Here is a 22433-nt window from a genome sequence, read left to right as displayed (position 1 = left end):
ACGGAAAGGAGTCGAGATGTCGTCCTCATCCCCGGCGTCCCTGCTCGATCTGGAGCTGCAACCCGGCAGACCTCCGATACTGCGGGTCGAGACCACCGGCGACGCGCTGAGCTGGGCGGCCAAGCACCGGGACGCGCTGCGCGCTGTCGTCGCCGAGCACGGTTCGGTCCTGGCCCGCGGCCTCGGGCTGCACGACGCTGCCGAGACCGGTGCCGTCTTTCAGCGGCTGACCACCGGGCTGCTGACCGAGAAGGAGGCCTTCGCGCCCCGGCGGACCTACGCCGAAGGCGTGTACTCCTCATCGCAGTGGCCGCCGAACCAGCCGATGTGCATGCACCACGAACTGAGCTACCGGCTTGAGTTCCCCGGCCTGATGCTGTTCGCGTGCCTCAGCGCGCCCACCGAGGGCGGGGCGACCGCGGTGGCCGACTCACCGACCGTGCTCGACGCGCTGCCCACCGAGTTGACCCAGCGGTTCGAGCAAGAGGGCTGGCTGCTCACCCGCAGCTACAACGACGAGATCGGGGCGTCCTTGGCCGAGTCGTTCGGCACCGAGGACCGGGGCGCCGTCGAGAGCTACTGCCGCGCCAACTCGATCGAGTTCGAGTGGCAACCTGACGGTGGACTGCGCACCAGGCAGCGCCGCAGCGCCGTGGTGCGCCACCCGGTCACCGGCCGGCGCTGCTGGTTCAACCAGATCGCGTTCCTCAACGAGTGGACGCTGGCCCCCGAGGTGCGCGAGTACCTGATCGACGAGTACGGCGCCGACGGACTGCCGTTCAACACCCGTTTCGGTAAGGGCGACCCGATCGGCGAGGACGTCGTACAACTGCTCAACAAGGTCTACGACGACAACACTTCACGCGAACCGTGGCAGGCCGGCGACCTGATGCTCGTCGACAACGTCCGCACCGCGCACAGCAGGGAGCCCTTCGAGGGTCCGCGCGAAGTGCTCGTCGCGATGGCCGACGCGGTGCACCTGGCCGACTGCTCGCCGACCGACGAGGTGACCGCAGGATGACCACGAGCCGTTCCACCCCAACCGAGTCCGCACTGTCCGAGCCGATCACCGTGCCCCCATTCGCGGTGATCTCCGGTGCCCAGGTCCAGCGCGCCCTGCAGGGGCGCGAGAAGCAGATCATGGAGTTGGTCGAGGCCACCTACCGGCTGCACAGCGCCGGTGATTCGGTGAACCCGGCCTCCTACTTCTTGCGTTTCTCCGACCGCCCGTCCTCCCGGATCATCGCGCTGCCCGCCTCGATAGGCGGGCAGGTGCGGGTGGACGGCGTGAAGTGGATCTCCAGCTTCCCGGACAACGTGGAAGCCGGCATCCCGAGGGCCTCGGCCGTGCTGATCCTCAACGACCATGACACCGGCTACCCGTTCGCCTGCCTGGAGAGCTCGATCATCAGCGCCACCAGGACGGCCGCGTCGGCGGCGCTGGCGGCTGACCGGCTCAGCCGCGACCGACGGCGGCCGACGCGTGTCGGGTTCTTCGGGGCGGGCTTGATCGCCCGCTACATCCACACCTTCCTGGCCGGCACCGGCTGGTCGTTCGACGAGATCGGCGTGCATGACCTGTCCACCGACAGCACGGCAGGCTTCCGGTGCTACCTGGAGCAGTCGGGCACCGCCGGCCGGATCACCGTGCGGGACAGTGCCGAGGAGTTGATCCGCAACAGCGACCTGGTGGTCTTTGCCACCGTCGCCGGTCAGCCGCATGTCAGCGACCTGTCGTGGTTCGCACACAATCCGTTGGTGCTGCACGTGTCGCTGCGCGACCTCGCGCCGGAGATCGTGCTCGCCTCAACCAACATCGTCGATGACGTCGAGCATTGTCTGAAGGCCAACACCTCGCCGCATCTGGCCGAGCAGCTCACGGGCAACCGGGACTTCCTGCACGGCACGTTGGACGACGTGATGGCCGGGCGGGTGGCGGTGCCGACGGACCGGCCGCTGGTGTTCTCGCCCTTCGGCCTCGGGGTGCTCGACCTCGCGGTGGGCAAGTACGTCTACGACGAGGTGGCCCACTCCGGAGAGTTGCACGTCGTCGACGACTTCTTTCACGAACTGAGCCGGTACGGATGAGCAGGCCGAGAGTCCAGGAGGCTTGTGCATGACTGATCCCTGGAGAGATCACCGGTCAGGAAGCCGCAGGTCAGAGCGGACGACACCGCGGACGCTGATGCAGGGCTCCCTCGTCTGGCTTGGTTGGACACAGGCTCCCACCGGCACAAGCGAGAAGCCCGCCCACGGTCGGATGGACGTTCCGCAAGTGATCTGCTGCAGATGAGGAGACCATCGTGCCCGTCATATCCGTTCCCCATGACTTCAACGAGGAAGAGCTCTATGTCGACCTTCGGTCGATCTTCGGGCACCCGCTCTTCCTGAAGTGTGAGGGCTTCAACTTCGCCGGCTCCATCAAGCTGAAGGCCGCGGCCGAGATGGTGGAGACCGCCGAGCGGGACGGAGTCCTGACGCCGGAATCGATTCTGGTCGAGTCCTCGTCCGGAAACCTCGGCGTGGCACTGAGCATGATCGCGGCGAGCAAGGGCTACCGGTTCCTGTGCGTCACGGACTCCCGCTGCAACCTGTCGACCAGGATGATGATGGAGGCGCTGGGCAGCCAGGTGCACACCATCGCCGGACAGGAGGCCAAAGGCGGCTTCCTCAGCGCGCGGATCGACTGCGTCCGAGCGCTGTGCGCCTCCGACGACCGGTACGTATGGCTCAGCCAGTACACCAATCCGAGCAACTGGAAGGCGCACTACCGCAAGACAGCGCCGGAGATCGCCCGCCAGTTCCCGCGGCTGGATGTGCTGTTTGTCGGGGCCGGCACCACCGGGACGCTGATGGGCTGCGCGCGCTACTTCGACGAGTGGCACCGGCCGGTGCGAATCATCGCAGTGGACAGCGTCGGCTCGGTGGCCTTCGGTGGTACGCCAGGCCGCCGGATGATTCCCGGCCTGGGCACGAGCATCCGTCCGCCGCTGCTCGACGAGTCCTATGTGGATGAGGCGATTCACGTCGAGGAGGCGGACACCATCCGCGCCTGCCATCGTCTGGCCAGACACGGATTCCTGTTCGGCGGCTCCACCGGCACAGTGGTCAGCGGCGCAATGGACTGGTTGGCCGAGCGTGACACACGCGAACTCACCGCGGTAGCCATCGCCCCGGACCTGGGCGAGCGCTACCTCGACACCATCTACCAGACCACCTGGCTGCAGACTCTTTACGGCGAGGATGTGCTCAACTCCGACGAGGTGGCCGCCGATTCCTGGGCAGCCTGACCCACGCCACCGACGCGGTCGCCGGACCGGCGGCCGGACCTGCAGACCGGCAACCGCGGTGGAACGACCCGAACGACCGCGTGGAAACGTCGCTGGGGCGCGGCAGGTCCTGGAGAGGCCGGGCAGGTGCGAGTAGCCAAATGTGTGAAACCCGGGCCACGGCCATGAGCTGCGGCGTGCCGAACAGCAGCCCTTGGCGACTTCCCCCTGCCAGGCCGAGTTCCCACCCGTGGGGCGGTCGGCCACCCGCATCGCCCATAGGCCGGCGTCGGGTTGCCGGAAGACGTCGAGCGGACTTGACCCAACCGACCGTCTCGTGGCTCAGCACCTGTCGGCCCTACCTGATCGAGATGTACCGCGAGCAGCTGCGGCTCGGTGAGCCGCTGCTGCTCACCCAGTTGGACTCCGCCGACATCCGGCGGTGGTCGCGTTCGGACGGCGTCATCGTCGCGAATGTCGACACCTGTTACCCGGGCACACGCCGGATGAGGACGCTGCCCCTCCTCGGCGGCCGGCTGCACGTCCCGACCGGGCTGCTCGCGCTCGCCACAAGACGGTCCGTCGAGGTCCGGGCCATGGCTGTCCCGGACGTGGCCGGCCGTCCCGCCCCTCAGGTGAGCGCACGGCTGCCCGGTGACGTCGACGGGGCGCTCACCACCTACGCCGGGCATCTGGAGGGCTGGGTGAGCGCCTTTCCGGAGCAGTGGATGGCGTGGGGAAGTCTGTGCCGCTGACGCGCTTCCCTGAGCGCCAGGGAACCTTTCGCCGCGTAGCGTCCCGTCTGCGGGCCCCTCTGTCTGGGGCCCGGAGCAGCCTCTACGTGCCCGTCATGGTGGCCGCGCGCACAGCCGTGCCGAGAACTATGGTGTCCCGCCACATACGCCCCTGACCTGCGCCTTCCTACGGTGTGGCGACACGTAACCGTCCCCGCACCTCGCCCGGAAGTGGTGACCATGGCCGCCTCTGCAACCGCTCCGCCAGCCCCGAGCTCACTCAAGCGCATCGTCGCCGCGAGTCTCATCGGCACCACCATCGAGTGGTACGACTTCTTCCTCTACGGATCGGCCGCCGCGCTGGTCTTCAACAAGCTGTTCTTCCCCGGCTCCGACCCGCTCGTCGGCACTCTGCTCTCCTTCCTCACCTACGCCGTCGGGTTCGCCGCACGGCCTCTTGGGGCTCTCGTCTTCGGGCACTACGGCGACCGGCTCGGCCGGAAGAAGCTGCTGGTGCTCAGTCTGCTGCTGATGGGCGGGGCGACCTTCGCGATCGGGCTGTTGCCGACCCACGCCACCGTCGGGGCCGCCGCGCCCGTGCTGCTCACCGTTCTGCGGCTGGTGCAGGGTTTCGCGCTCGGTGGTGAGTGGGGCGGGGCCGTGCTGCTTGTGTCGGAGCACGGGGATGCGAAGCGGCGCGGGTTCTGGGCGTCGTGGCCCCAGACCGGGGCGCCCGCAGGGCAGTTGCTCGCCACCGGGGTGCTCTCCGTGCTGACGGCGTTGCTGTCGGATGCCGCCTTCGTCTCATGGGGCTGGCGCATACCGTTCCTGCTCTCCGGTGTGCTGGTCGTTGTCGGCTTGTGGATTCGTCTCTCTGTCGATGAGTCGCCGGTCTTCAAGACCGCGCTGGCGCAGGCCGAGGCGCGCAAGGCGGCCGCCGGGCAGGGCGAGAAGATGCCGCTCGTCGCCGTGTTGCGCCACCACTGGCGCGATGTCCTGGTGGCGATGGGCGCGCGGATGGCGGAGAACATCAGCTACTACGTCATCACCGCCTTCATCCTGGTGTACGCGACGACCGCGGTGGAGATGAGCAAGCAGACCGCGCTCAATGCCGTACTCATCGCCTCGGCCGTGCACTTCGCGGTGATCCCGGCCTGGGGCGCGCTGTCGGACCGGATCGGGCGCAGGCCGGTGTATCTCATCGGCGCGATCGGCGTCGGCGCCTGGATGTTCCCCTTCTTCTCGCTCATCGACACCGGCAGCTTCGGCAGTCTGCTGCTCGCCGTCACGGTGGGGCTCGTGCTGCACGGGGCGATGTACGCGCCGCAGGCCGCGTTCTTCTCCGAGATGTTCGCGACGCGGGTGCGGTACTCCGGGGCGTCCATCGGCGCGCAGTTCTCCTCGGTCGCGGCGGGGGCCCCCGCGCCGTTGATCGCTACGGCTCTGCTCGCCGACTACGACTCGTCGACCCCGATCGCCCTGTACGTCATCGCCGCAGCCCTGCTCACCGCGGTGGCCATCGCCTGCGCTCGGGAGACCCGGCACCGGGATCTCTCCGCAATCGAGGCGGAGCCGGTGGACGATGCGTCTGCGGCGCGCACTGCGGATGTGCGGACTGCCTGACGGGCAACGCGGACTGCCGGCGGGCAGCGCGGAGCAGGGCTCGCATCTGCCGCGCGGATCTCCTCAAAGAGGTCCGCGCGGTGGCGCGTCAGCGGAAGACGGCCGAAGACATCGCGAGCAGCCGCAGCGCCAGCTGGATCTCGAGTGCCCTCTCCGGTGACTGCCAGTCGGGGCCGAGCAGTCGGCCTATTCGTTCCAGGCGCTGGGCCACCGTGTTCACATGGACGTGCAGATCGTCCTTCGTACGGGCTGGGCTCATGCCGCTCGCGAAGTACGCGTCGAGCGTGCCGACGAGGTCGGTGCCGCGCCGTCGGTCGTACTCGACGACCTCGCCCATCGTGCGCTGTACGAAGCCGTCGATGTCGCCGGGGTCGGCCAGCAGCAGGCCGAGGAAGCCCAGGTCCTGTGCCGCGGCTCCCTGCCCCGCCCGGCCGAGCAGGCGCAGGGCGTCGAGGCAGCGGCGCGCCTGTGCGTACGCACCCGCTATCGGGCTCGGATCACCGGCGGGCCCGGCTACCGGGGAGGACGCTCCCACGGTGACCAACTCCCTCAGCGTGCCGCCCAGTTGCTTCGCGGTCTGACGCGCGAGGTCGGACGCGCTGTCGTCGGGGCCGAGCGGCAGCAGCAGCACCGCGCCGCCGTCGCGGGCCGCCGCAAGGCCCGAGCGGGTCGCGGCCAGGTGCGAGGCGGCGGACCACAGGCGCTGACGGTCCGCAGTCCGCCGGTCTGCGCTCTGCCGGTCGGAAATGCCCCGACCCGGCGTGTCCGTGCCGGGGGCGTCTGTCCGGGCCGCCAGCACCACATGCGGAACGTCGAGATCGGCATGGAGCCGCGCCGCCCGTTCGCGCAGCAGCCGGGGGTCCCGGTCCGCGGCATCGAGGAGGTCGTCCAGCAGCTCGCCCCGTACGCGCTGTTCGGCGTCGTGGGCCGAGCGCCGGGCGAGCAGCAGCAGCGAGGTGACCATGGCGGCCCGCTCCAGGGTGCGCTGGTCGACGGGGTCGAGGTCACGATGGCCGCGGAGCACCAGAGCACCCAGCAGTTCACCGCCTGCCGAGACCGCCGCCACCCAGTCGTCCCCGTGGCGCACCGCACGGCCGTCTGCGCCGGTCGCGTCCAGGTCCTCGTCCGTGAACTCGACCGTGCCGTCCAGGACTTCGGAGAGCGCGGCGGCCACATCATGGACGCCGCCGCCGCGCAGGACCACTTCGGTCAGCCGGTCGTGGACCTCCGAGGCCCGTTCGATGACGCCGCTGTGGTCGCGGATGATCTCGTTGGCCCGCTCCAGCTCGGCGAGTGCCGAGCGGGTCTCCGCCAGCAGGTTCGCCGTGTCGATGGCGACGGCGGCATGGGCCGCGAAGGAGGCGAGCAGCGCGACCTGTTCGCGTTCGAAGACTCTCGCCCGGCGGTCCGCGGCGAAGAGCACGCCGATCACCTGGCTGCCGAGCATCAACGGCACTCCGAGGATCGCGACCAGACCCTCGTCCTTCACTGCCGTGTCGATCGCCCTCGTGTGCTCGAAGCGGGCGTCGTCGAAATAGCTGTCGGTGACATAGGGGCGGGCGGTCTGGGCGACGAGCCCGCCGAGCCCCTCGCCCATGCCGAGCCGCAGCTGCTGGAAGCGGGCCGACACCGATCCTTCGGTGACGCGCATATAGGTGTCACCCGCCGACGGGTCGTTCAGGCTCAGATACGCGACCTCGGTGCCGAGCAGCGACCGGGCCCGCTGCACGATCGCCCGCAGCACGGCGTCGAGATCCCGCAGGCCCGCCAGGTCGTGTGCGGTCTCGAACAGCGCGGACAGCTCGGCCTCGCGCCGGCGCCGTCCCTCCAGCTCGGCGCGGACCCGCAGCGCGAGCTGCTTGGCCTGCTCGAGGTCGGCGAGCTCGTCCGGTCCCGCGCCGCTCGCACGGGCGAGCAGCACCGGCCGGTCGTACGCCTCAGCGGCGGCACCGCGTGCGAGGAGCTCCAGGTAGGAGGCTTGATCGTGGGACATGGACACAGGATTACCTGCCGTACGGGTGGTCGCACCAGACCTGTGGACGACGAAGCCTTTGTGGACAACGGCGTCACCCGCCGCCGGCGGCCGTGGGACGGCCGGAGAGTCAGTGGGCCGTCCAGCCGCCGTCGAGGGTGAGCGAAGTGCCGGTGATGAACGATGCCTGCGGGGTACACAGATATATCACCGCTTCGGCGACCTCCTCGGGCTCGATCAGCCGCTTGATCGCGGAGTCCCTGAGCAGCACGTCGGCCAGTACGCGCTCCTCGGCCACCGAATGGGCCACCGCCTGATCGGCGATCTGCTTCTCGACCAGTGGCGTACGCACATACCCGGGATTGACGCAGACCGACGTCACCCCGTGCGGTGCGCCCTCCAGGGCCGCGGTTTTTGAGAGCCCCTCCAGGCCATGTTTGGCGGACACATAGGCGGACTTGAAGGCAGAGGCACGCAGCCCATGTACTGAGGAGATATTGACGATGCGGCCCCACCCCTGCGCGTACATGTGCGGCAGCGCTCCCCTGATCAGCCTGAACGGGGCTTCCAGCATCACGGTGAGCACCGTGTGGAAGACGTCCGGCGGGAACTCCTCGATGGGCCGCACCAGTTGCAGTCCGGCGTTGTTGACCAGAATGTCCGCGCCGGCGGCAGCGGCCTCCGCCGCGTCGAGATCGGTGAGGTCCAGGACCTGTGGTTCGACCGCGCCGGCCAGCTGCGCGGTGTGCGCGGCGAGGGCGTCGAGACCTTCGGCGTCCCGGTCGACGGCCCTGACCTTCGCCCCGGCGGCCGCGAGCCGCAGCGCACAGGCGCGGCCGATGCCGCCCGCCGCGCCGGTGACGAGTGCCGTACGGCCGCCGAGGTCGAGGTCGACCGTATGGGCGTGGCGATGGGGTGCGGGACATGATGTGGTGGGCACGGTCATACTTCGCACCCTAGGCAGTGATCATCCCCCAACCGATGTGGTCACCACCCATACTTCACTGCTCAGTGGTGGGTTGGAACCATGCCGGCCCCTCGGTGAGGGCCTGCTTGATCCGGAACAGGGCGAACTCCTTGAGCTCCGGCAGCGCGTCCGCCGGGAACCAGCCCACCTCCAGCGACTCGTCGTCGTTGACGCGCGCCTCTCCGCCCACGGCACGGCAGCGAAAGGTGATGTCCATGTACTGGCAGCGGTCGCCGTTGGGGTAGGTGACCGGCTTGCGCAGCGCCTGGACAAGTACGACCCGGTCCGCGACACAGCGCACCGCGGTCTCCTCGTACACCTCACGCATCGCGGCGACGGCCGGCTGCTCCCCCGGCTCCGGAATCCCGCCGATGATCGACCACTTGCCCGTGTCGGCACGTCTCCCCAGCAGCACCCGGCCCTCGTCGTCGAAGACGACCGCGCTGACGCCCGGCAGAAAGAGCAGCTGATGGCCGGCGGTGGCCCGGAGCTCGCGGATGAAGTCAGGGGTTGGCATGCACTCGACCCTAACCGGCGTCCCCAACCGGCGTCCCTAACCGGCGTCCGCCGTGCCCTGCGCCGCCTTCCGTTCCCGCAGGCCCCGGAGTGCCGGGACCACGACCCAGCCCAGACCACCCAGCGCCACCAGCACCAGGGCCCGCTCCGGCCAGGTCCCCATCCGGGTCGCCGGAGTGAGCGAGGAGCGCAGCGGCACCTTCGCGACCAGCGCGTCGGGCGTGAACATCCTGGTCCGCTGGACGATCTCCCCGTCCGGCATGATCACCGCGCTGACGCCGCTGGTGACGGGGACGACGACGGAACGCCCGTGCTCGACGGCCCGCACCCGCGACATCGCCAGCTGCTGATACGTCATCTCGCTGCGCCCGAACGTGGCGTTGTTGCTGGGTACGGAGATCAGCTGGGCGCCGTGCGTGACCGTGGCCCGCGCCGCGTCGTCGAAGGCCGCCTCGAAGCAGGTGACCATGCCGACCCTGGTGCCCGCCAGATCGAAGACGCCCACCTTGTGGCCGGGGCCGAAGTCGCGTCGTACCCGGTCGACGTCCGAGCTGAAGAGCCGTACGAAGGACCGCATCGGGATGTACTCGCCGAACGGCTGCACATGACGCTTGTCGTACGTGTCCACCGGCCCGCGCGCCGGGTCCCACTCGATCAGCGTGTTGCGGAGCTTTCCGGTTTCGGGGGTGACCACAGCACCGACGACGGTCGGCACGCCGATCGCCTTCACCGCGTCGTTGATGACGATCCGGGCGTCGGGATTGCGGTACGGGTCGAGGTCCGAGGAGTTCTCCGGCCACAGCACGAAGTCCGGCCCGGCCACCTTCCCCGCCTTCACGTCCGCGGCGAGCTGCAGGGTGCGGCGGGCGTGGTTGTCGAGGACCGCGCGGCGCTGGTCGTTGAAGTCGAGCCCCAGGCGCGGCACATTGCCCTGGATCGCCGCGACGGTCGCGGTGCCGTCCTCGGCGGAGTCGTCGACGAGCGGCAGCGCGGCGAACGCCGCGGTGACCGGGACGAGCACGGTCAGGAGCGCAGCGGCCGCGGCGCGGCGCGGCAGCTCACCGGTGCGCCGGTACGTGCGGACGCGCCGGGCCGTCTCGTACAGCCCGAAGCCGCACAGCACGACCGCGAAACCGAGCAGCGGCGTCCCGCCGAGTGCCGCGAGCGGCAGGAAGAAGCCGTCCGCCTGGCCGAAGGCGATCTTGCCCCAGGGGAAGCCGCCGAACGGCACCCGCGCGCGGGCCGCCTCGCCCACGATCCAGACGGCGGCAGCCCACACCGGCCACCCGGGCAGCCGGGTCACCGCGGCGATGCCCATGCAGGCGAGCGCGACGAAGAGCGCTTCCACGGCGGCCAGCGCGATCCACGGAATCGGGCCGACCTCCTCGCCCGTCCAGATCAGCAGGGGCAGCAGAAACCCGAGACCGGTGAGGTAGCCGAGACCGAGCGCGGGCCGCAGCCGCCGTCCGTACAGCGTCCAGCCCAGCAGTGCGAAGGCGGGCGGCACCAGCCACCACAGGGGCCGCGGCGGGAAGCTCAGAAAGAGCAGCACACCGGACAGCGCGGCGGCACCCGGCCGTACGAGGCGGCGCAGCAGAGATCGGCCTGCCGCGGGGGCGGCCTGTGTGGTGTCGACGGAGGTCACGGTGGTGCTCACCCGCCGGAGTCTACGGCGGCATGCTGTGCCCGCGGCAGTCCGGTCGGCGTCGCCCGGGGTGATGGGTGAGGCAACGTTCCTGCGCAACCCATCCACAAACACCCGTCTCTCCCGTTACCGTGTGCGCCAGTCCCTGCCACCCGACCCGGTTCGGCTGTTGCGGCAGGGCCCGTCACAGGTCGGGGGGTCGACGGGATGGCTGCATCGGACGGCCGGTCCGCGGCGCAGGAGCGCGGCAGCGCGACCGACATTGCCGGCGTCGTCGTCCTCAGCGGGTGCGCCGTGTGGTCGCTGATCAGCGCCGCGGGGCGGGAAGCCAGGCCCGAGGGTGTGCTGCTCGCGGTGTTCGCGGTGGCCGCGGGGTACGCCTGCGGCCGTATCTGCGGCACGCTGCTGCCGGTCGCCGCGGCGTCGGCCACGGCGCTCGCCGCGCTCGCTCTGGCGATCGCTTCGCGGCAGGGTGTGCCCGGTGGGAACGTGGGCGCGGCCACCCAGCCCGGGCACACGGGTGCGGGGGCCGCGCTGCTGGTCCTCGCCGCGGGCGCGGCCTGCTGCGCCGCCTCGGCGGCTCGTCCGCCCGCGCTGCGTCTGTGCCTGCGTCTGCTGGCGCCGGCCGTCGCGTGCACCGCGCTGGCGCTCGGATCGGTGGCGGGGTTCGCGGCCGCGCTGGGCGTGCTTCTCTGCTCGCTCGCGGCGGTACGGATGCGCCGGCGGACCCTCGCGCTCAGCGGCCTCGCCCTCGCCACCGGCCTGGTCGTCGCCGCGTCGTGGGGTGTGGCCGAGGACGCCCTGCCGACCGGGCTCACGGTCTCGCTGGAGGGCCAGTTGACCCAGAACCGGGTGGCGCTGTGGCAGGACGCGGTCGCTCTCGCCAAGGAGGATCCGGTACGGGGCGTGGGCCCCGATCGTTTCGGCAAGCTGAGCGCCACGGCGCAGCAGTCCCTGGGCTCGGACGGCAAACCGCACTCCGCCTCGTTGCAGCAGGCGGCCGAGCAGGGTGTGGTGGGGGTGGCGCTGCTCGCGGCGGCCTTCGGCTGGATGCTCTACGGCTTGCTGCGCTCGCCGCGCTCCACGCCGGTGGTCCTGAGCGCGGGCGCGGCGCTGTCGGCGCTGGCGGTCCTGGCGAGTGTGGGCAACGCGCTGAGCTTCGCGCCCGTGACGGCGGGCGCGGGGTTGCTTGCCGGTCTCGCGACGGCGAGCGCGGCGGGCGAGAGAGGGGCGGAGGGGCCCAGACATACGACCCGCCAGGCGGCGGCGGACAGCCGCACGCTGTAGCGGTTGCTGCGTCTCCGTGCGGTTGACCGGCGGCTACGCCTCCGCCGGCCTACCGGTGCCGGTCAGACCCAGGCGGGCGCGGATCGCCCGCACCGCGGCCTCCGCGTCGTCCACCGTCACCGTGAAGATCCTGCCGTCCCCCAGCGTGACGACCACGCCCTCACCGCGGCGTACGACCACGGCCGTGCCCTGCTCCGGGCGCCAGCGGTAGCCCCAGCCGCCCCACTGGCAGGGGGTCACCTTGGGTGCGAACTCCGCGTCCACCACATGGGACAGCGGGATCCGCCGCCGCGGCAGGCCGATATGGCCGCAGCGCACCTCGACGCAGTCGCTGTCGACCTTGACCGACACATGGACGAAGGCGAGAGTCCCGTAGAGCATCATCAGACCCACCGCGATGAGACCGATCACCGACATCAGCACCGGGGCCGTGCCCGAGCCCCATGACGAGTCGAGGGCCAGTTCGACGGCGAGCGCGATGCACGCCGCGCCCGCCGCGGCGAGCAACCACTGAACGCGGTTTGTCGCACGGCCTGTCCAGATGGCGGGCAGGGGCTCTGCCGTGTGCCCCGAGTCGCGGGAGTGCTCCATCATGCCTAGCAGAGTACTCAAACAGTGACCGGGTGGCATGCCCTCAGTGCGCGGTGGTCACTGCCTGTAGCAGCAGGCCTTCGTCGTAGCTGAGTGCCTGCTCGGGCAGGGCGGAGTCGCGGCCGCTGAGCAGCACCGTGAGGCGGTTGCCGGGCGCCGCGTCGGGGGCGGGCTGCTCACCGATTCGGCGTAGTGCCTGCGCGGCGACCGCATCCGCCGAGCCGTGCAGGACAACGGGGTGCCCGACGGCGGCCCGGATGCGTTCGGCGACCAGCTCGTAATGGGTGCAGCCCAGGACGACGGCCCTTACATCCCCGGGGGTAAGGGCGGCCGCTGCCGCCACCGCCCGGTCGATGGCGCTCTCGTCCGCCCACTGCACCGCGTCCGCGAGCCCCGGGCAGGGCACCTCGGTGACGGCGACCGAGTCGGCGAAGTCCCGGATGAGTCCGCGCTGGTACGGGCTGCCGGTAGTGGCGGGCGTGGCCCAGATCGCGACGGGGCCGCCGCCCGCGGAGGCCGGTTTGATCGCCGGGACCGTGCCGATGACCGGGATCGCGGGCTCCAGTTCGGCGCGCAGCGCGGGCAGCGCATGCACCGACGCGGTGTTGCAGGCGACGATCAGCGCGTCGGGCCGGTGCACGGCTGCCGCCCTCGCCGCGGCGAGCGCGCGCCGGGTGACATCCTCGGCGGTACGAGGACCCCAGGGCATGCCGTCGGGGTCGGAGGAGATGACGAGATCCGCGTCCGGCCGCAGCCGACGTACCGCGGCGGCCGCCGCAAGCAGGCCGATACCGGAGTCCATGAGCGCGATCTTCACCCGGTCACCATAGTCGACTGCCCTTGCGGTACTGGCGGGGTGGGGCAGACTGCGGCGAATGAGCGCCGTTGCCTGGACCGCTGTGGGATCGCTTGCCGCATGGGGGTGGCTGCTGCTCGGGCAGGGCTTCTTCTGGCGTACGGATCAGCGGCTGCCCCGCCGCGAGGTCCTCGACCACTGGCCGGATGTCGCCGTCATCGTGCCCGCGCGGGACGAGGCGGAGGTACTGCCGGTCAGCCTGCCCTCGCTGCTGGCGCAGGACTACCCCGGCCGCGCGGAGATCGTTCTGGTCGACGACGGCAGTACGGACGGCACGGGCGGGCTGGCACGGGCCCTGACCGAACAGCACGGCGGGCTGCCGCTGCGCGTGGTCTCACCCGGCGAGCCGGAGCCCGGCTGGACCGGAAAGCTCTGGGCGCTGCGGCACGGCATCGCGCTGGCGAAAGCGCGTGAGCCCGAGTATCTGCTGCTGACCGACGCCGACATCGCGCATGCGCCGGACAGTCTGCGCGAATTGGTGTCCGCCGCCCGCACCAACGGCCTCGACCTGGTCTCTCAGATGGCGCGGCTGCGAGTCGCGAGCGGGTGGGAGCGGCTGATCGTGCCCGCCTTCGTCTACTTCTTCTCGCAGCTCTACCCCTTCCGATGGGTCAACCGACCGGGGTCGCGGACGGCGGCCGCTGCGGGCGGCTGCGTCCTGTTGCGGGCGGAGGCGGCCGAGCGGGCGGGCGTTCCGGAGTCGATCCGGCAGGCGGTGATCGACGATGTGTCGCTGGCGCGTGCCGTGCAGCGCTCGGGCGGCCGGATCTGGCTGGGGTTGGCGGACGGGGTGGACAGCGTGCGGCCGTATCCGCGGCTGGCGGACCTGTGGCGGATGGTGTCGCGCAGCGCGTACGCCCAACTGCTGCACAGTCCCGTGCTGCTGGCCGGGACCGTGGTGGGGCTCGCGCTGGTGTATCTCGCGCCGCCCGTGGCCGTGTGCGTCGGCGTGCTCGGGAACGACGCGGCCGCCGGCTGGGCCGGGGGCCTGGCGTGGGCGGTGATGACGGGGACGTACCTGCCGATGCTGCGCTACTACCGGCAGCCGCTGCCGTTGGCTCCCCTGCTGCCCTTCACCGCACTCCTCTATCTGCTGATGACGATCGATTCGGCGGTGCAGCACTACCGCGGCCGGGGAGCCGCCTGGAAGGGACGTACGTACTCACGGCCCCAGGCGGCGCCCGACCCGTCCGAGGCGGCGCCCGAGGCGTGAGGCGCTACTTCCTGCCGGGCGTCCAGTTCATTCCCCAGCCGTACGCGTAGTCGATGGTGCGCTGCGGGCTCACGCCGCGCTCCGGGACCAGGAAGCGGGCCTCCCGCTGCACCAGGAGATCCGAGCCGGTGTTGGTGATGAGCGCGAGGGCGCAGACGGTCGACGGCACGGTGCACTCGCCGAGCGAGAAGTCGATCGGTGCGCCGTGCTGCGGCTGGAGCGTCACCGTCGCGTCCAGATCGGCGAAGCTGCGCGCGCCTTCATAGATGGTCACAAAGATGATGACCCGACGGAGCCGGTCCTTGTGGTCCAGGTTGATGGTGAGGTTCTCGCCGGATGTGCCGCCCGTGCGGTCGTCGCCGTCGAGGTGGATGTACGGCGGCTGGTGGAGCGCGCCGAAGGCATTGCCGAGGGCCTGGACCACGCCTTTGCGCCCGTCGGTGAGTTCGTACAGGGCGCACAGATCGAGGTCGAGGTCGCCGTGCATGGCGACGGCGCGGCCCAGCTTGGCGCCCCAGCCCTGGAACTGCTTGCGCACCTGCCAGCTGAGGTTGACGCGCATGGCCCCCGAGGTGCCGCCCTGCTTGGTGAGGGAGACGGACGGGGTGTCTTTCGTCAGCGTCACCTTGGTGAGCCGTACCGGAGTGGCGGGCGGGGCCGCGGGCGGAGGCGGGGCAGTCACCGGAGGTGCCACGGGCGTAGGCGGCGTCACCGCAGCGGGCGGGACGGATGAGGCAACCGGGGCAGCAGCCGCCGCCCGCTGCGGCTCGTCGACCGTGATGCCGAAGTCCGTCGCCAGACCCTCGAGCCCACTGCTGTAGCCCTGCCCCACCGCGCGGAACTTCCAGGCGCCCTGCCGCCGGTACAGCTCGCCCAGCACAAAGGCGGTCTCGACCGTCGCGTCCTCGCTGTCGTACCGCGCGATCTCCGTGCCGGAGAGCGCGTCAAGCACCTTGATACGGAGCCCGGGCACCTGCCCGAAGCTGCCGCCGTCGGCCGAGGCAGCCAGCACGATCCTCTCGATCGCGGGCTCCACGCCCGCGAGGTCGACCGACACCTCGTCCGTCACACCGTCCGGCGCGGTCCGCTTCCCCTCGTGGCGTACGGCTCCCGAGGCGTGCGCCGGCTGGTTGTAGAAGACGAAGTCCGCGTCCGAGCGGACCTTCCCCGACGCGAGGAGGAGCGCCGAGGCGTCGACGTCCGGCACACCGGGCCCTGGACGCCAGCCCAATTCGACGCGAACCTGCTGCGCCGGCACCGGAGTGTTGGCTCCCTTAAGCATGGACATGCTCGCCCCCATCGCGAGTCGGGGTGCCCGAAGAGTTCACCTACCGCCAACCTAACGCCCAAGGCACCCCGGCGCCCCGGGCCGACCCGTGGGTAACACCCTCTCAGCTTGCCCTTTACAGGATCGATGCACTGACCGGCGACCGTTTTTCCCGGATTCGCTCGCATTGGGGATCCGTCGCCACTCGCATCTACCGAAACAACCCTCTTATCGGGCTCCCCAACCAGCACATCGTGGGCTTAACTTATGTGCCATGACCTCCCCCCGCTCCACCTACGGCGGCGGTTACTACTCCGCTCCGTCGTTCCCCGACACCCCCATCTACGACTCCCTGGTCGCGGAGCGGGGCACGCCTCAGATCGCCCCGATCCGAGTGCCTTCCGCGTACGACACCGGCAGCAGCTACACCGCCAACAGCTATCTGCCGACGCTCCCCGCGGCGCTGCCGGCCCTGCCGGCAGCACCCACACCGCCTCCCGCCTACGGCTACCCGCAGCAAATGCAGCAGCCCGTCCCGCTGCAGCATGCGCCCTCGCCGTACATCCCCCAGCAAGGGGCCTCCGTCCCGCGCGGCTACCCGGGCCCCCAGCCCATGCCGCAGCAGCGTCCGGTGACCACCGGCTACGAGGCGATGCGTCCGGCGGCCGCCCGCCCCGCGCCGGCGCCCTCTCCTTACGAGGACCCGTACAACCGCCCGTACCAGGGCAGGGGGTACTAGGCCGACCCGGCCCTTCCTGACTCCACCCGTCCTCAAGCGTTACTGCTGCCCCCTCGGGAACCCTGCGTGGCTGCGGATGCGTTGGACGGTTCGCGGGGGAACAACGCGGGCGGGTGGCAGGGGTGACTTTGCTCTCTCTTCGTGCCACCCGCGCATGTGCCGTGCCGTACAGGGCTATTACGGGACGGGGAAGGGGGTGCGGGAAGTGCGAGCAGCCACGGGAGTCTGGCGCTGGCGCCACAATCCTCTGCGCCGCGCGACCGATCTGCTGGAAGCGTGGGTGGCGCTTGTTGCCGCTGTGCTCCTGGTGACCGCGGCTCCGGCGTTGGGCTGGCTGAGCGGCAGCCTGACCGACGAGTCGCTGCGCCAGTCGGTACGGATCCAGCGCCAGCAGCGTCATCCGGTCACCGCGACGGTGCTGAGACCGGCGGTGGAGCCCAAGGTCTCGGCGTACGATCCGGAGTCCTCCGCCGCCCGGGAGAAGCGCCGTCCGATCCTCGCGAAGTGGACGGCGGTGGACGGCAGTCGGCACACCGGCACGGTCTCCACCGTGCTGCGCACCATGCGGCCCGGTGACACGTTCACCGTCTGGACCGACCGGTCCGGCCGCCTGGTGACTCGGCCGATGGACCTCGCGACGGCCCGGGCGCACGCCGTCCTCGCGGGGATCGGCGCAACGCTCTCGTTGGCGGGCCTCGTGGAAGGCGCCAGACGGCTGGTGGTCTGGCGGCTCGTACGGCGCAGATACGCGCGCCTGGACCGGGCGTGGGCCGCGGCGGGGCCCGACTGGGGCCGCACGGGCGCAGGCAGCTGACCGTTCCCGAGTCGTCAACTCCCGCTCGTCGCGCGCGCTACGGTGGTGCGACCCCCTCGGGGGTTGGGTCCCGGCCGGTCGGGCAGGGGCCCAGGGGGCGTCCCGCGTCCCCCTCAGAGGCGCGGCGGAGCAGTATCACGAGGTGGGGGCAGAGCAGCACGATGGCACAGGGCACGGTCCAGGTGACGCACACCGGCACCTCGCGGTGGCGGCGCCGCACAGGTGAGTACCCCTCACTCGCCGCCGCCCTGGAGGCCGCGGGCGACGGCGACGTCCTCACCGTCGCCCCGGGGACGTACCGCGAGAATCTCGTCGTCCAGCGGGCGGTCACGCTCCGCGGTTCCGAGGGCGCGGTCGGCTCGGTGCGCATCGCGCCCGCCGACGGTGTGCCGCTGACCGTGCGCGCATCCGCCACCGTCCAGGACCTCCAGGTGGAGGGGCAGGACACTGCCGCGCCCGCGCTGCTGGTGGAGGACGGCACCCCCGAGCTGATCGATCTGCGGATCGTCACCCGCTCCGCGGCCGGTGTCGAGGTGCGCGGCGCGGCCCGTCCCACCGTCCGCCGCTGCACCGTCGACAATCCGGCCGGCGTCGGCATCGCCGTACTGGACGGCGCCGGCGGGGTCTTCGAGGAGTGCGAGGTCGTCTCGGCCGGCCGGTCGGGCGTCTCCGTGCGCGGGGGCGCGCATCCGAGGCTGGAGCGCTGCCGGGTGCATCACTCCGCGGGCGCGGGCCTGAGCGTCACCGGCGAGGGCAGCGGCCTGGAGGCGATCGGCTGCGAGGTGTACGAGATCAACGGCACCGGCGTCCAGATCGCCTCGCGGGCAGCGGCCCATCTCACCGACTCCATCGTGCACCGCACTTCGGCCGACGGCGTCACCCTCGACACCGATGCCGTGCTCACGCTCTCCGACTGCGACATCCACGACATCCCGGAGAACGCGATCGACCTGCGCTCCCGGTCCGTGCTCACGCTCACCCGCTCCACGGTGCGCCGCTTCGGCCGCAACGGACTGTCGGTGTGGGACCCGGGCACGCGGGTGGACGCCAACCAGTGCGAGATCCAGGACAGTACGGGCGACTATCCGGCGGTCTGGGTGAGCGACGGGGCGAGTGCCGTCCTCGACTCGTGCCGCATCCACGATGTGCCGGACGCCCTGTTCGTGCTGGACCGCGGTTCACGCGCCGACGTCGTCGACAGCGATCTCTCCCAGGTCCGCAACACGGCGGTGTCGGTGAGCGACGGGGCGAGTGCGCAGCTCGACGACTGCCGGATCAGGGAGGCGTCCACCGGCGCCTGGTTCCGTGACCACGGCAGCGGCGGCACACTGAACGGCTGCACCATCGACGCCGCGCAGACCGGTGTGATCGTGACCAAGGGCGCGGATCCGGTGATCGAGCGGTGCACGGTCACCTCGCCCGCCGAGGCGGGCTTCTATGTCTCCGCCGAGGGCCGCGGCACCTTCCGCGGTTGCCGGGTCACGGGCAGCGGAGGCTATGGCTTCCATGTGATGGACGGCTGCCGCACCACGCTGAGCCGGTGCCGCACCGAGCGCTGTACCCGCGGCGGTTACGAGTTCGCGGAGTCGGACGGTGTGGTCGTCGAGGACTGCACCAGTGACGAGAGCGCCGTACGGCCCGTGGCGGAACAGCAGACGACCGTGCTGACCGCGACCCAGTCCCCCGGGCTGCTCTCCGCGGTGCCCGCACCGGCCGCGGCCGAGGCGCCGCCCGCCGAGCCCGTACGCGCCTCCGTCGCCGTTCTCGGCGAACTGGACGCGCTGGTCGGCCTGGACAGCGTCAAGCGCGAGGTCCGCACGCTCACCAACATGATCGAGGTGGGCAGGCGCCGCCAGGAGGCGGGGCTGAAGGCCGCGTCCGTACGCAGGCATCTGGTGTTCACCGGCTCCCCCGGCACCGGCAAGACGACCGTGGCACGGCTGTACGGCGAAATCCTGGCCTCGCTCGGCGTGCTGGAGCGCGGCCATCTCGTCGAGGTCTCAAGGGTCGACCTGGTCGGCGAGCACATCGGCTCCACGGCGATCCGCACCCAGGAGGCGTTCGACCGGGCGCGCGGCGGCGTGCTGTTCATCGACGAGGCGTACGCCCTGTCCCCCGAGGACTCGGGACGGGATTTCGGCAAGGAGGCCATCGACACGCTGGTGAAGCTGATGGAGGACCACCGGGACGCGGTGGTGGTGATCGTCGCCGGGTACACCGCGGAGATGGAGCGGTTCCTGTCTGTCAACCCCGGTGTGGCATCCCGTTTCTCACGGACCATCACCTTCAGCGACTATGTGCCCGAGGAGCTGCTGCGGATCGTGGAGCAGCAGGCCGAGGAGCATGAGTACCGGCTGGGCACGGGCACCGGTGAGGCGCTGCTGAAGTACTTCACCGCCCTGCCCAAAGGGCCCGCCTTCGGCAATGGCCGCACCGCCCGGCAGACCTTTGAGTCGATGGTCGAGCGGCACGCGGGCCGGGTCGCCGAGCTCACCGAGGCGAACACCGACGACCTGACCCTGCTCTATCCGGACGATCTTCCCGAACTGCCCTGAGCCTGACGGGGAACGGCCGGTGTGAGCCGGTCGAGGAGCTCCCGCCGTGCGGTGGTGAACACCGGATCGGCCTGGTACTCGGAGTGCCCGAGGATGGGCTCGGGCAGCGGATGCGACTCCGAACGCCCGTAGACCACAGGGTCTTTGAGGGCGTCATGGTCCACGTCGGGGTGTTCGCCCTCGGCCGGGACCAGCACCGGGCCGCCGATGGGATCGGTGCGCCGCCACAGATTGCGCCAGCAGTGCACCTGGCTGCCCAGTTCGCGCAGGGCGAGCGGTCCGAAGTAGGCCGGGAACCAACGGCCGTAGAGCCGCTCCAGCGGTGAACCGTAGGTCAGCAGCGCGACCCGTCGCCGGGTGGCGGCGGGCAGCTGCCAGACGGCGGCCGCCGCCAGCACACTGCCTTGTGAGTGCCCGGAGATGACAAGCCGTCCGCCGGTGCGTCCGGTCCAGGTGCACATCCGCCAGGTGAGATCGGGGACGGCGCGCTCCGCGTAGCAGGGCGGCGCGAAGGGGTGTGCGGCCCGCGGCCAGAAGGTGCCGACGTCCCAGAGGATGCCGATGGTGCGCCGGGCCGAGGCGTCGCGGTAGGCGCGGCGGCCCCAGGTGACGAACAGTATGAAGCCGAAGCCGATCAGCCAGGAGCCCAGCGACTGTGCGGTCTCGGCGACGGATTCGACGAGGCCGTGGCTGTCGCCGAACGCCTTGCCCGGCACCTCGCCGCTCGCCCACGCCCCGACGACCGCGCCCGCGCCGAGGAGCAGCGTGGCGCCGGAGACGAGGCCGACGATCCAGGGGGCGGCGTCGGTGAGGGCGGCCCGGGCCTGGGTGCCCGCTATCCGCCGGGTGCGGACTTCGTCGCGACGGCCCTCGTCGTAGTCCGCCTCGACCGGACCGGCGAGCCGGCGGGCGGCCAGCCAGGTCTGCACACCGAGGACGACGGCGGGGACGAACAGGACGATCAGCAGTACCGGAATGACCGAGGCCTGCCAGCTCAGCAGCACCGGAGGCCCCGGGATCGCCGATTCCCCGTCCATGCCGGGGGTGCCGGGGCCGTCCAGCCAGTCGGCGACACGCTGGGCGACCCCACCGGTCATCACCCCGCCAAGGGCGCAGGCGAGCATCGCGACGGCGGGCCCGCCGAGGCCGGACATGGCGGTGCGAGGGTGGCGCTCCCGGCGGTGCAGGACGCATGCGACGACGGCGAGGGCGACGACCAGGGCGCCCTGGCCGAGGGCGATGACGCGAAAGGTGACATCGCCGGGAAGGGTTGCGGTGGACGCCCAGCCGGGGCGGGACCAGGAGGCGTACAGCAGCGAGAGGGCGAGCAATGAGAGGGCGGTGCCGGGCAGAAAGCGGACGGTTGCGCGATCGAGACGGGCGTCGATCCGCCTCTCGCTGCGGCCCCTGCGGAAGACCACCCACAGCACGGCGAGCAGCACCACGACGAGTGCCGTCTCCAGCAGGAGGCCGCAGATTCTCAGCGGTGTGCTTGCGGCTGCGCGGTCGTGGCGCGCGGCGGCACCGGTGACCGCCGCGGCGACGGTCAGAAACCCGGCGGCGGTGTGCGCGGCGCGCAGCCGGGCGACGAGCCGGCGGCCGTACCAGAAACCTGGCCTGCCGAGCGCGGGCCGCACCGCGGGCCGCTTCGGTCCCGCGCCCTCCTCGTCCTCCTCCACTCCCTCATCGCCGTCGCCCTCGTCCTCGCCGGTCGGCGGCCGCTGGGACTCGTATGCGCTCCACGTGCGGTTGGAGAGGTACCACAGCAGGCCCACCAGGGCGGCGGGCACCACCGAGGCGAGCGCGAGGCGGCGGCCCGGCTGGGACCACCAGCCGCCCCGGGCGCCGGACAGAAAGCCCAGCCAGGAACGCTCCCGGGTGCAGTCGGGCGAGCCCGCGCACTGCCAGGCGACCAGGTCGAGCGCAACCTCGCAGGCGGCGGCCGTCAGCAGCACGGTGAGGCTGAGCGCGACGAGCCGCACCAGCACTCCGTACAGCCGGGTCGTCCTTCTGCGGCCCTTGGCGCGCGGGCGCATCCAGTGCGCGAGGTTGACCACCATGAAGGGAAGCAGCAGCAGCCACAGGGCCCGGGCGCCATTGCCCGAGGTTAAGTTGGACCAGCAGTACGCCTCGGGGATGGGCCGGTCCTCGTACCGCTCGGGGTGGCTCTCGGCGTGCTCGTCGTCGGTGCGCCGGAACACGGCGGCCTTCTCGTCGCCGGTGATCCGGACCGTACGGGGATCGCCGAGCATGTCCTGCGGGGTGGCCCCGCCGACGCCGTGGACCAGCAGTTCCAGCGCCGGTCCTCCGCTCTGTGGGACCGGGGTGTCAGGGGACACTTCAGGGGGCTCGCTCTCTCGATGGCAGGATCGGCCGGTGCGCGGC

17 protein-coding genes and 1 pseudogene are annotated in these 22433 nt (G+C 71.2%); 10 read left to right on the top strand and 8 right to left on the bottom strand.

The features are described 5' to 3' along the window. Positions 1-16: 16 nt before the first annotated feature. The 5 genes and pseudogenes from ACQEVG_RS14795 (at position 17) to ACQEVG_RS14775 (ending at position 5626) form a co-directional block, all read left to right on the top strand. The gene (locus ACQEVG_RS14795) at positions 17-1021 is read left to right on the top strand and encodes a TauD/TfdA family dioxygenase (RefSeq protein WP_432982673.1); all 1005 of its coding nucleotides are present in this window, start codon (positions 17-19) and stop codon (positions 1019-1021) included. Beyond that, a complete protein-coding gene (gene sbnB / locus ACQEVG_RS14790) occupies positions 1018-2088 on the top strand; it encodes a 2,3-diaminopropionate biosynthesis protein SbnB (RefSeq protein WP_432982670.1) in 1071 nt (356 codons plus the stop codon). The genes ACQEVG_RS14795 and sbnB overlap by 4 nt, the downstream gene beginning before the upstream one ends. Positions 2089-2303: 215 nt before the next feature. Further along, positions 2304-3287 (top strand): annotated as a pseudogene (gene sbnA, locus ACQEVG_RS14785) (2,3-diaminopropionate biosynthesis protein SbnA); the annotation flags it as partial. Between the two features lie 299 nt (positions 3288-3586). Beyond that, positions 3587-4024 carry a hypothetical protein gene (locus ACQEVG_RS14780; RefSeq protein ID WP_432982667.1) on the top strand — a complete coding sequence of 146 codons (438 nt, stop codon included), beginning with the start codon at positions 3587-3589 and terminating at the stop codon, positions 4022-4024. Positions 4025-4243: 219 nt separating this feature from the next. Beyond that, the gene (locus ACQEVG_RS14775) at positions 4244-5626 is read left to right on the top strand and encodes an MFS transporter (RefSeq protein ID WP_432982664.1); all 1383 of its coding nucleotides are present in this window, start codon (positions 4244-4246) and stop codon (positions 5624-5626) included. 88 nt (positions 5627-5714) lie between these two features. On the opposite strand, the gene ACQEVG_RS14770 is transcribed toward ACQEVG_RS14775, so the two are convergent. From ACQEVG_RS14770 to lnt, 4 genes are all read right to left on the bottom strand, one after another. Further along, positions 5715-7619, bottom strand: a complete 1905-nt coding sequence (locus tag ACQEVG_RS14770) for a helix-turn-helix domain-containing protein (RefSeq protein ID WP_432982661.1) — start codon at positions 7617-7619, stop codon at positions 5715-5717. A 109-nt stretch (positions 7620-7728) separates the two neighbouring features. Next, on the bottom strand, positions 7729-8544 hold the full coding sequence (locus ACQEVG_RS14765; RefSeq protein ID WP_432982658.1) for a 3-hydroxybutyrate dehydrogenase: 816 nt from the start codon (positions 8542-8544) through the stop codon (positions 7729-7731). A 55-nt stretch (positions 8545-8599) separates the two neighbouring features. Further along, a complete protein-coding gene (locus ACQEVG_RS14760; RefSeq protein WP_432982655.1) occupies positions 8600-9082 on the bottom strand; it encodes an NUDIX hydrolase in 483 nt (160 codons plus the stop codon). A gap of 36 nt (positions 9083-9118) precedes the next feature. Continuing rightward, entirely contained in the window at positions 9119-10738 is a 1620-nt protein-coding gene (gene lnt, locus ACQEVG_RS14755) for an apolipoprotein N-acyltransferase (RefSeq protein ID WP_432982652.1), read from the bottom strand. A 195-nt stretch (positions 10739-10933) separates the two neighbouring features. On the opposite strand from lnt, the gene ACQEVG_RS14750 reads away from it, so the two are divergent. Beyond that, on the top strand, positions 10934-12013 hold the full coding sequence (locus ACQEVG_RS14750; RefSeq protein ID WP_432982649.1) for an O-antigen ligase family protein: 1080 nt from the start codon (positions 10934-10936) through the stop codon (positions 12011-12013). 33 nt (positions 12014-12046) lie between these two features. Here the strand turns inward: ACQEVG_RS14750 and ACQEVG_RS14745 are convergent, their stop codons facing one another. Then, a complete protein-coding gene (locus ACQEVG_RS14745) occupies positions 12047-12607 on the bottom strand; it encodes a hypothetical protein (RefSeq protein WP_432982646.1) in 561 nt (186 codons plus the stop codon). A 40-nt stretch (positions 12608-12647) separates the two neighbouring features. Continuing rightward, complete coding sequence (locus ACQEVG_RS14740; RefSeq protein WP_432982643.1) at positions 12648-13421, bottom strand: glutamate racemase; 774 nt, start codon at positions 13419-13421, stop codon at positions 12648-12650. Between the two features lie 58 nt (positions 13422-13479). On the opposite strand from ACQEVG_RS14740, the gene ACQEVG_RS14735 reads away from it, so the two are divergent. Then, the gene (locus tag ACQEVG_RS14735) at positions 13480-14673 is read left to right on the top strand and encodes a glycosyltransferase (RefSeq protein WP_432982640.1); all 1194 of its coding nucleotides are present in this window, start codon (positions 13480-13482) and stop codon (positions 14671-14673) included. A gap of 4 nt (positions 14674-14677) precedes the next feature. On the opposite strand, the gene ACQEVG_RS14730 is transcribed toward ACQEVG_RS14735, so the two are convergent. Further along, a complete protein-coding gene (locus tag ACQEVG_RS14730) occupies positions 14678-15961 on the bottom strand; it encodes a TerD family protein (RefSeq protein WP_432982637.1) in 1284 nt (427 codons plus the stop codon). A gap of 253 nt (positions 15962-16214) precedes the next feature. Between ACQEVG_RS14730 and ACQEVG_RS14725 the strand changes: the two genes are divergently transcribed. The 3 genes from ACQEVG_RS14725 (at position 16215) to ACQEVG_RS14715 (ending at position 20048) form a co-directional block, all read left to right on the top strand. Continuing rightward, complete coding sequence (locus tag ACQEVG_RS14725) at positions 16215-16679, top strand: DUF6643 family protein (RefSeq protein WP_432982634.1); 465 nt, start codon at positions 16215-16217, stop codon at positions 16677-16679. A gap of 205 nt (positions 16680-16884) precedes the next feature. Next, positions 16885-17493: an Rv1733c family protein gene (locus ACQEVG_RS14720; protein ID WP_432982631.1), complete on the top strand. Its 609-nt coding sequence runs from the start codon at positions 16885-16887 to the stop codon at positions 17491-17493. Positions 17494-17654: 161 nt separating this feature from the next. After that, positions 17655-20048 (top strand): right-handed parallel beta-helix repeat-containing protein, encoded by a 2394-nt coding sequence (locus ACQEVG_RS14715; protein ID WP_432982628.1) that lies wholly within the window; start codon positions 17655-17657, stop codon positions 20046-20048. On the opposite strand, the gene ACQEVG_RS14710 is transcribed toward ACQEVG_RS14715, so the two are convergent. Further along, the gene (locus tag ACQEVG_RS14710; RefSeq protein WP_432982625.1) at positions 20018-22387 is read right to left on the bottom strand and encodes a hypothetical protein; all 2370 of its coding nucleotides are present in this window, start codon (positions 22385-22387) and stop codon (positions 20018-20020) included. The two genes, ACQEVG_RS14715 and ACQEVG_RS14710, sit on opposite strands and share 31 nt — an antisense overlap. Positions 22388-22433: the final 46 nt, after the last annotated feature.

Origin of the sequence: Streptomyces sp. CA-135486, assembly GCF_050936555.1 — a bacterium.
GTDB lineage: Bacteria > Actinomycetota > Actinomycetes > Streptomycetales > Streptomycetaceae > Streptomyces.
The sequence above is the reverse complement of the archived record's forward strand: the minus strand, read 5'-3'. Positions and strand labels throughout refer to the sequence as shown.

What these genes read in the sequence shown, in the direction of transcription:
- ACQEVG_RS14795 (WP_432982673.1), top strand. Translation starts at nt 17, where the DNA reads ATGTCGTCCTCATCCCCGGCGTCCCTGCTCGATCTGGAGCTGCAACCC.
- sbnB (WP_432982670.1), top strand. Translation starts at nt 1,018, where the DNA reads ATGACCACGAGCCGTTCCACCCCAACCGAGTCCGCACTGTCCGAGCCG.
- ACQEVG_RS14775 (WP_432982664.1), top strand. Translation starts at nt 4,244, where the DNA reads ATGGCCGCCTCTGCAACCGCTCCGCCAGCCCCGAGCTCACTCAAGCGC.
- ACQEVG_RS14770 (WP_432982661.1), bottom strand. Translation starts at nt 7,619, where the DNA reads ATGTCCCACGATCAAGCCTCCTACCTGGAGCTCCTCGCACGCGGTGCC.
- ACQEVG_RS14765 (WP_432982658.1), bottom strand. Translation starts at nt 8,544, where the DNA reads ATGACCGTGCCCACCACATCATGTCCCGCACCCCATCGCCACGCCCAT.
- ACQEVG_RS14760 (WP_432982655.1), bottom strand. Translation starts at nt 9,082, where the DNA reads ATGCCAACCCCTGACTTCATCCGCGAGCTCCGGGCCACCGCCGGCCAT.
- ACQEVG_RS14750 (WP_432982649.1), top strand. Translation starts at nt 10,934, where the DNA reads ATGGCTGCATCGGACGGCCGGTCCGCGGCGCAGGAGCGCGGCAGCGCG.
- ACQEVG_RS14745 (WP_432982646.1), bottom strand. Translation starts at nt 12,607, where the DNA reads ATGATGGAGCACTCCCGCGACTCGGGGCACACGGCAGAGCCCCTGCCC.
- ACQEVG_RS14735 (WP_432982640.1), top strand. Translation starts at nt 13,480, where the DNA reads ATGAGCGCCGTTGCCTGGACCGCTGTGGGATCGCTTGCCGCATGGGGG.
- ACQEVG_RS14730 (WP_432982637.1), bottom strand. Translation starts at nt 15,961, where the DNA reads ATGTCCATGCTTAAGGGAGCCAACACTCCGGTGCCGGCGCAGCAGGTT.
- ACQEVG_RS14725 (WP_432982634.1), top strand. Translation starts at nt 16,215, where the DNA reads ATGACCTCCCCCCGCTCCACCTACGGCGGCGGTTACTACTCCGCTCCG.
- ACQEVG_RS14715 (WP_432982628.1), top strand. Translation starts at nt 17,655, where the DNA reads ATGGCACAGGGCACGGTCCAGGTGACGCACACCGGCACCTCGCGGTGG.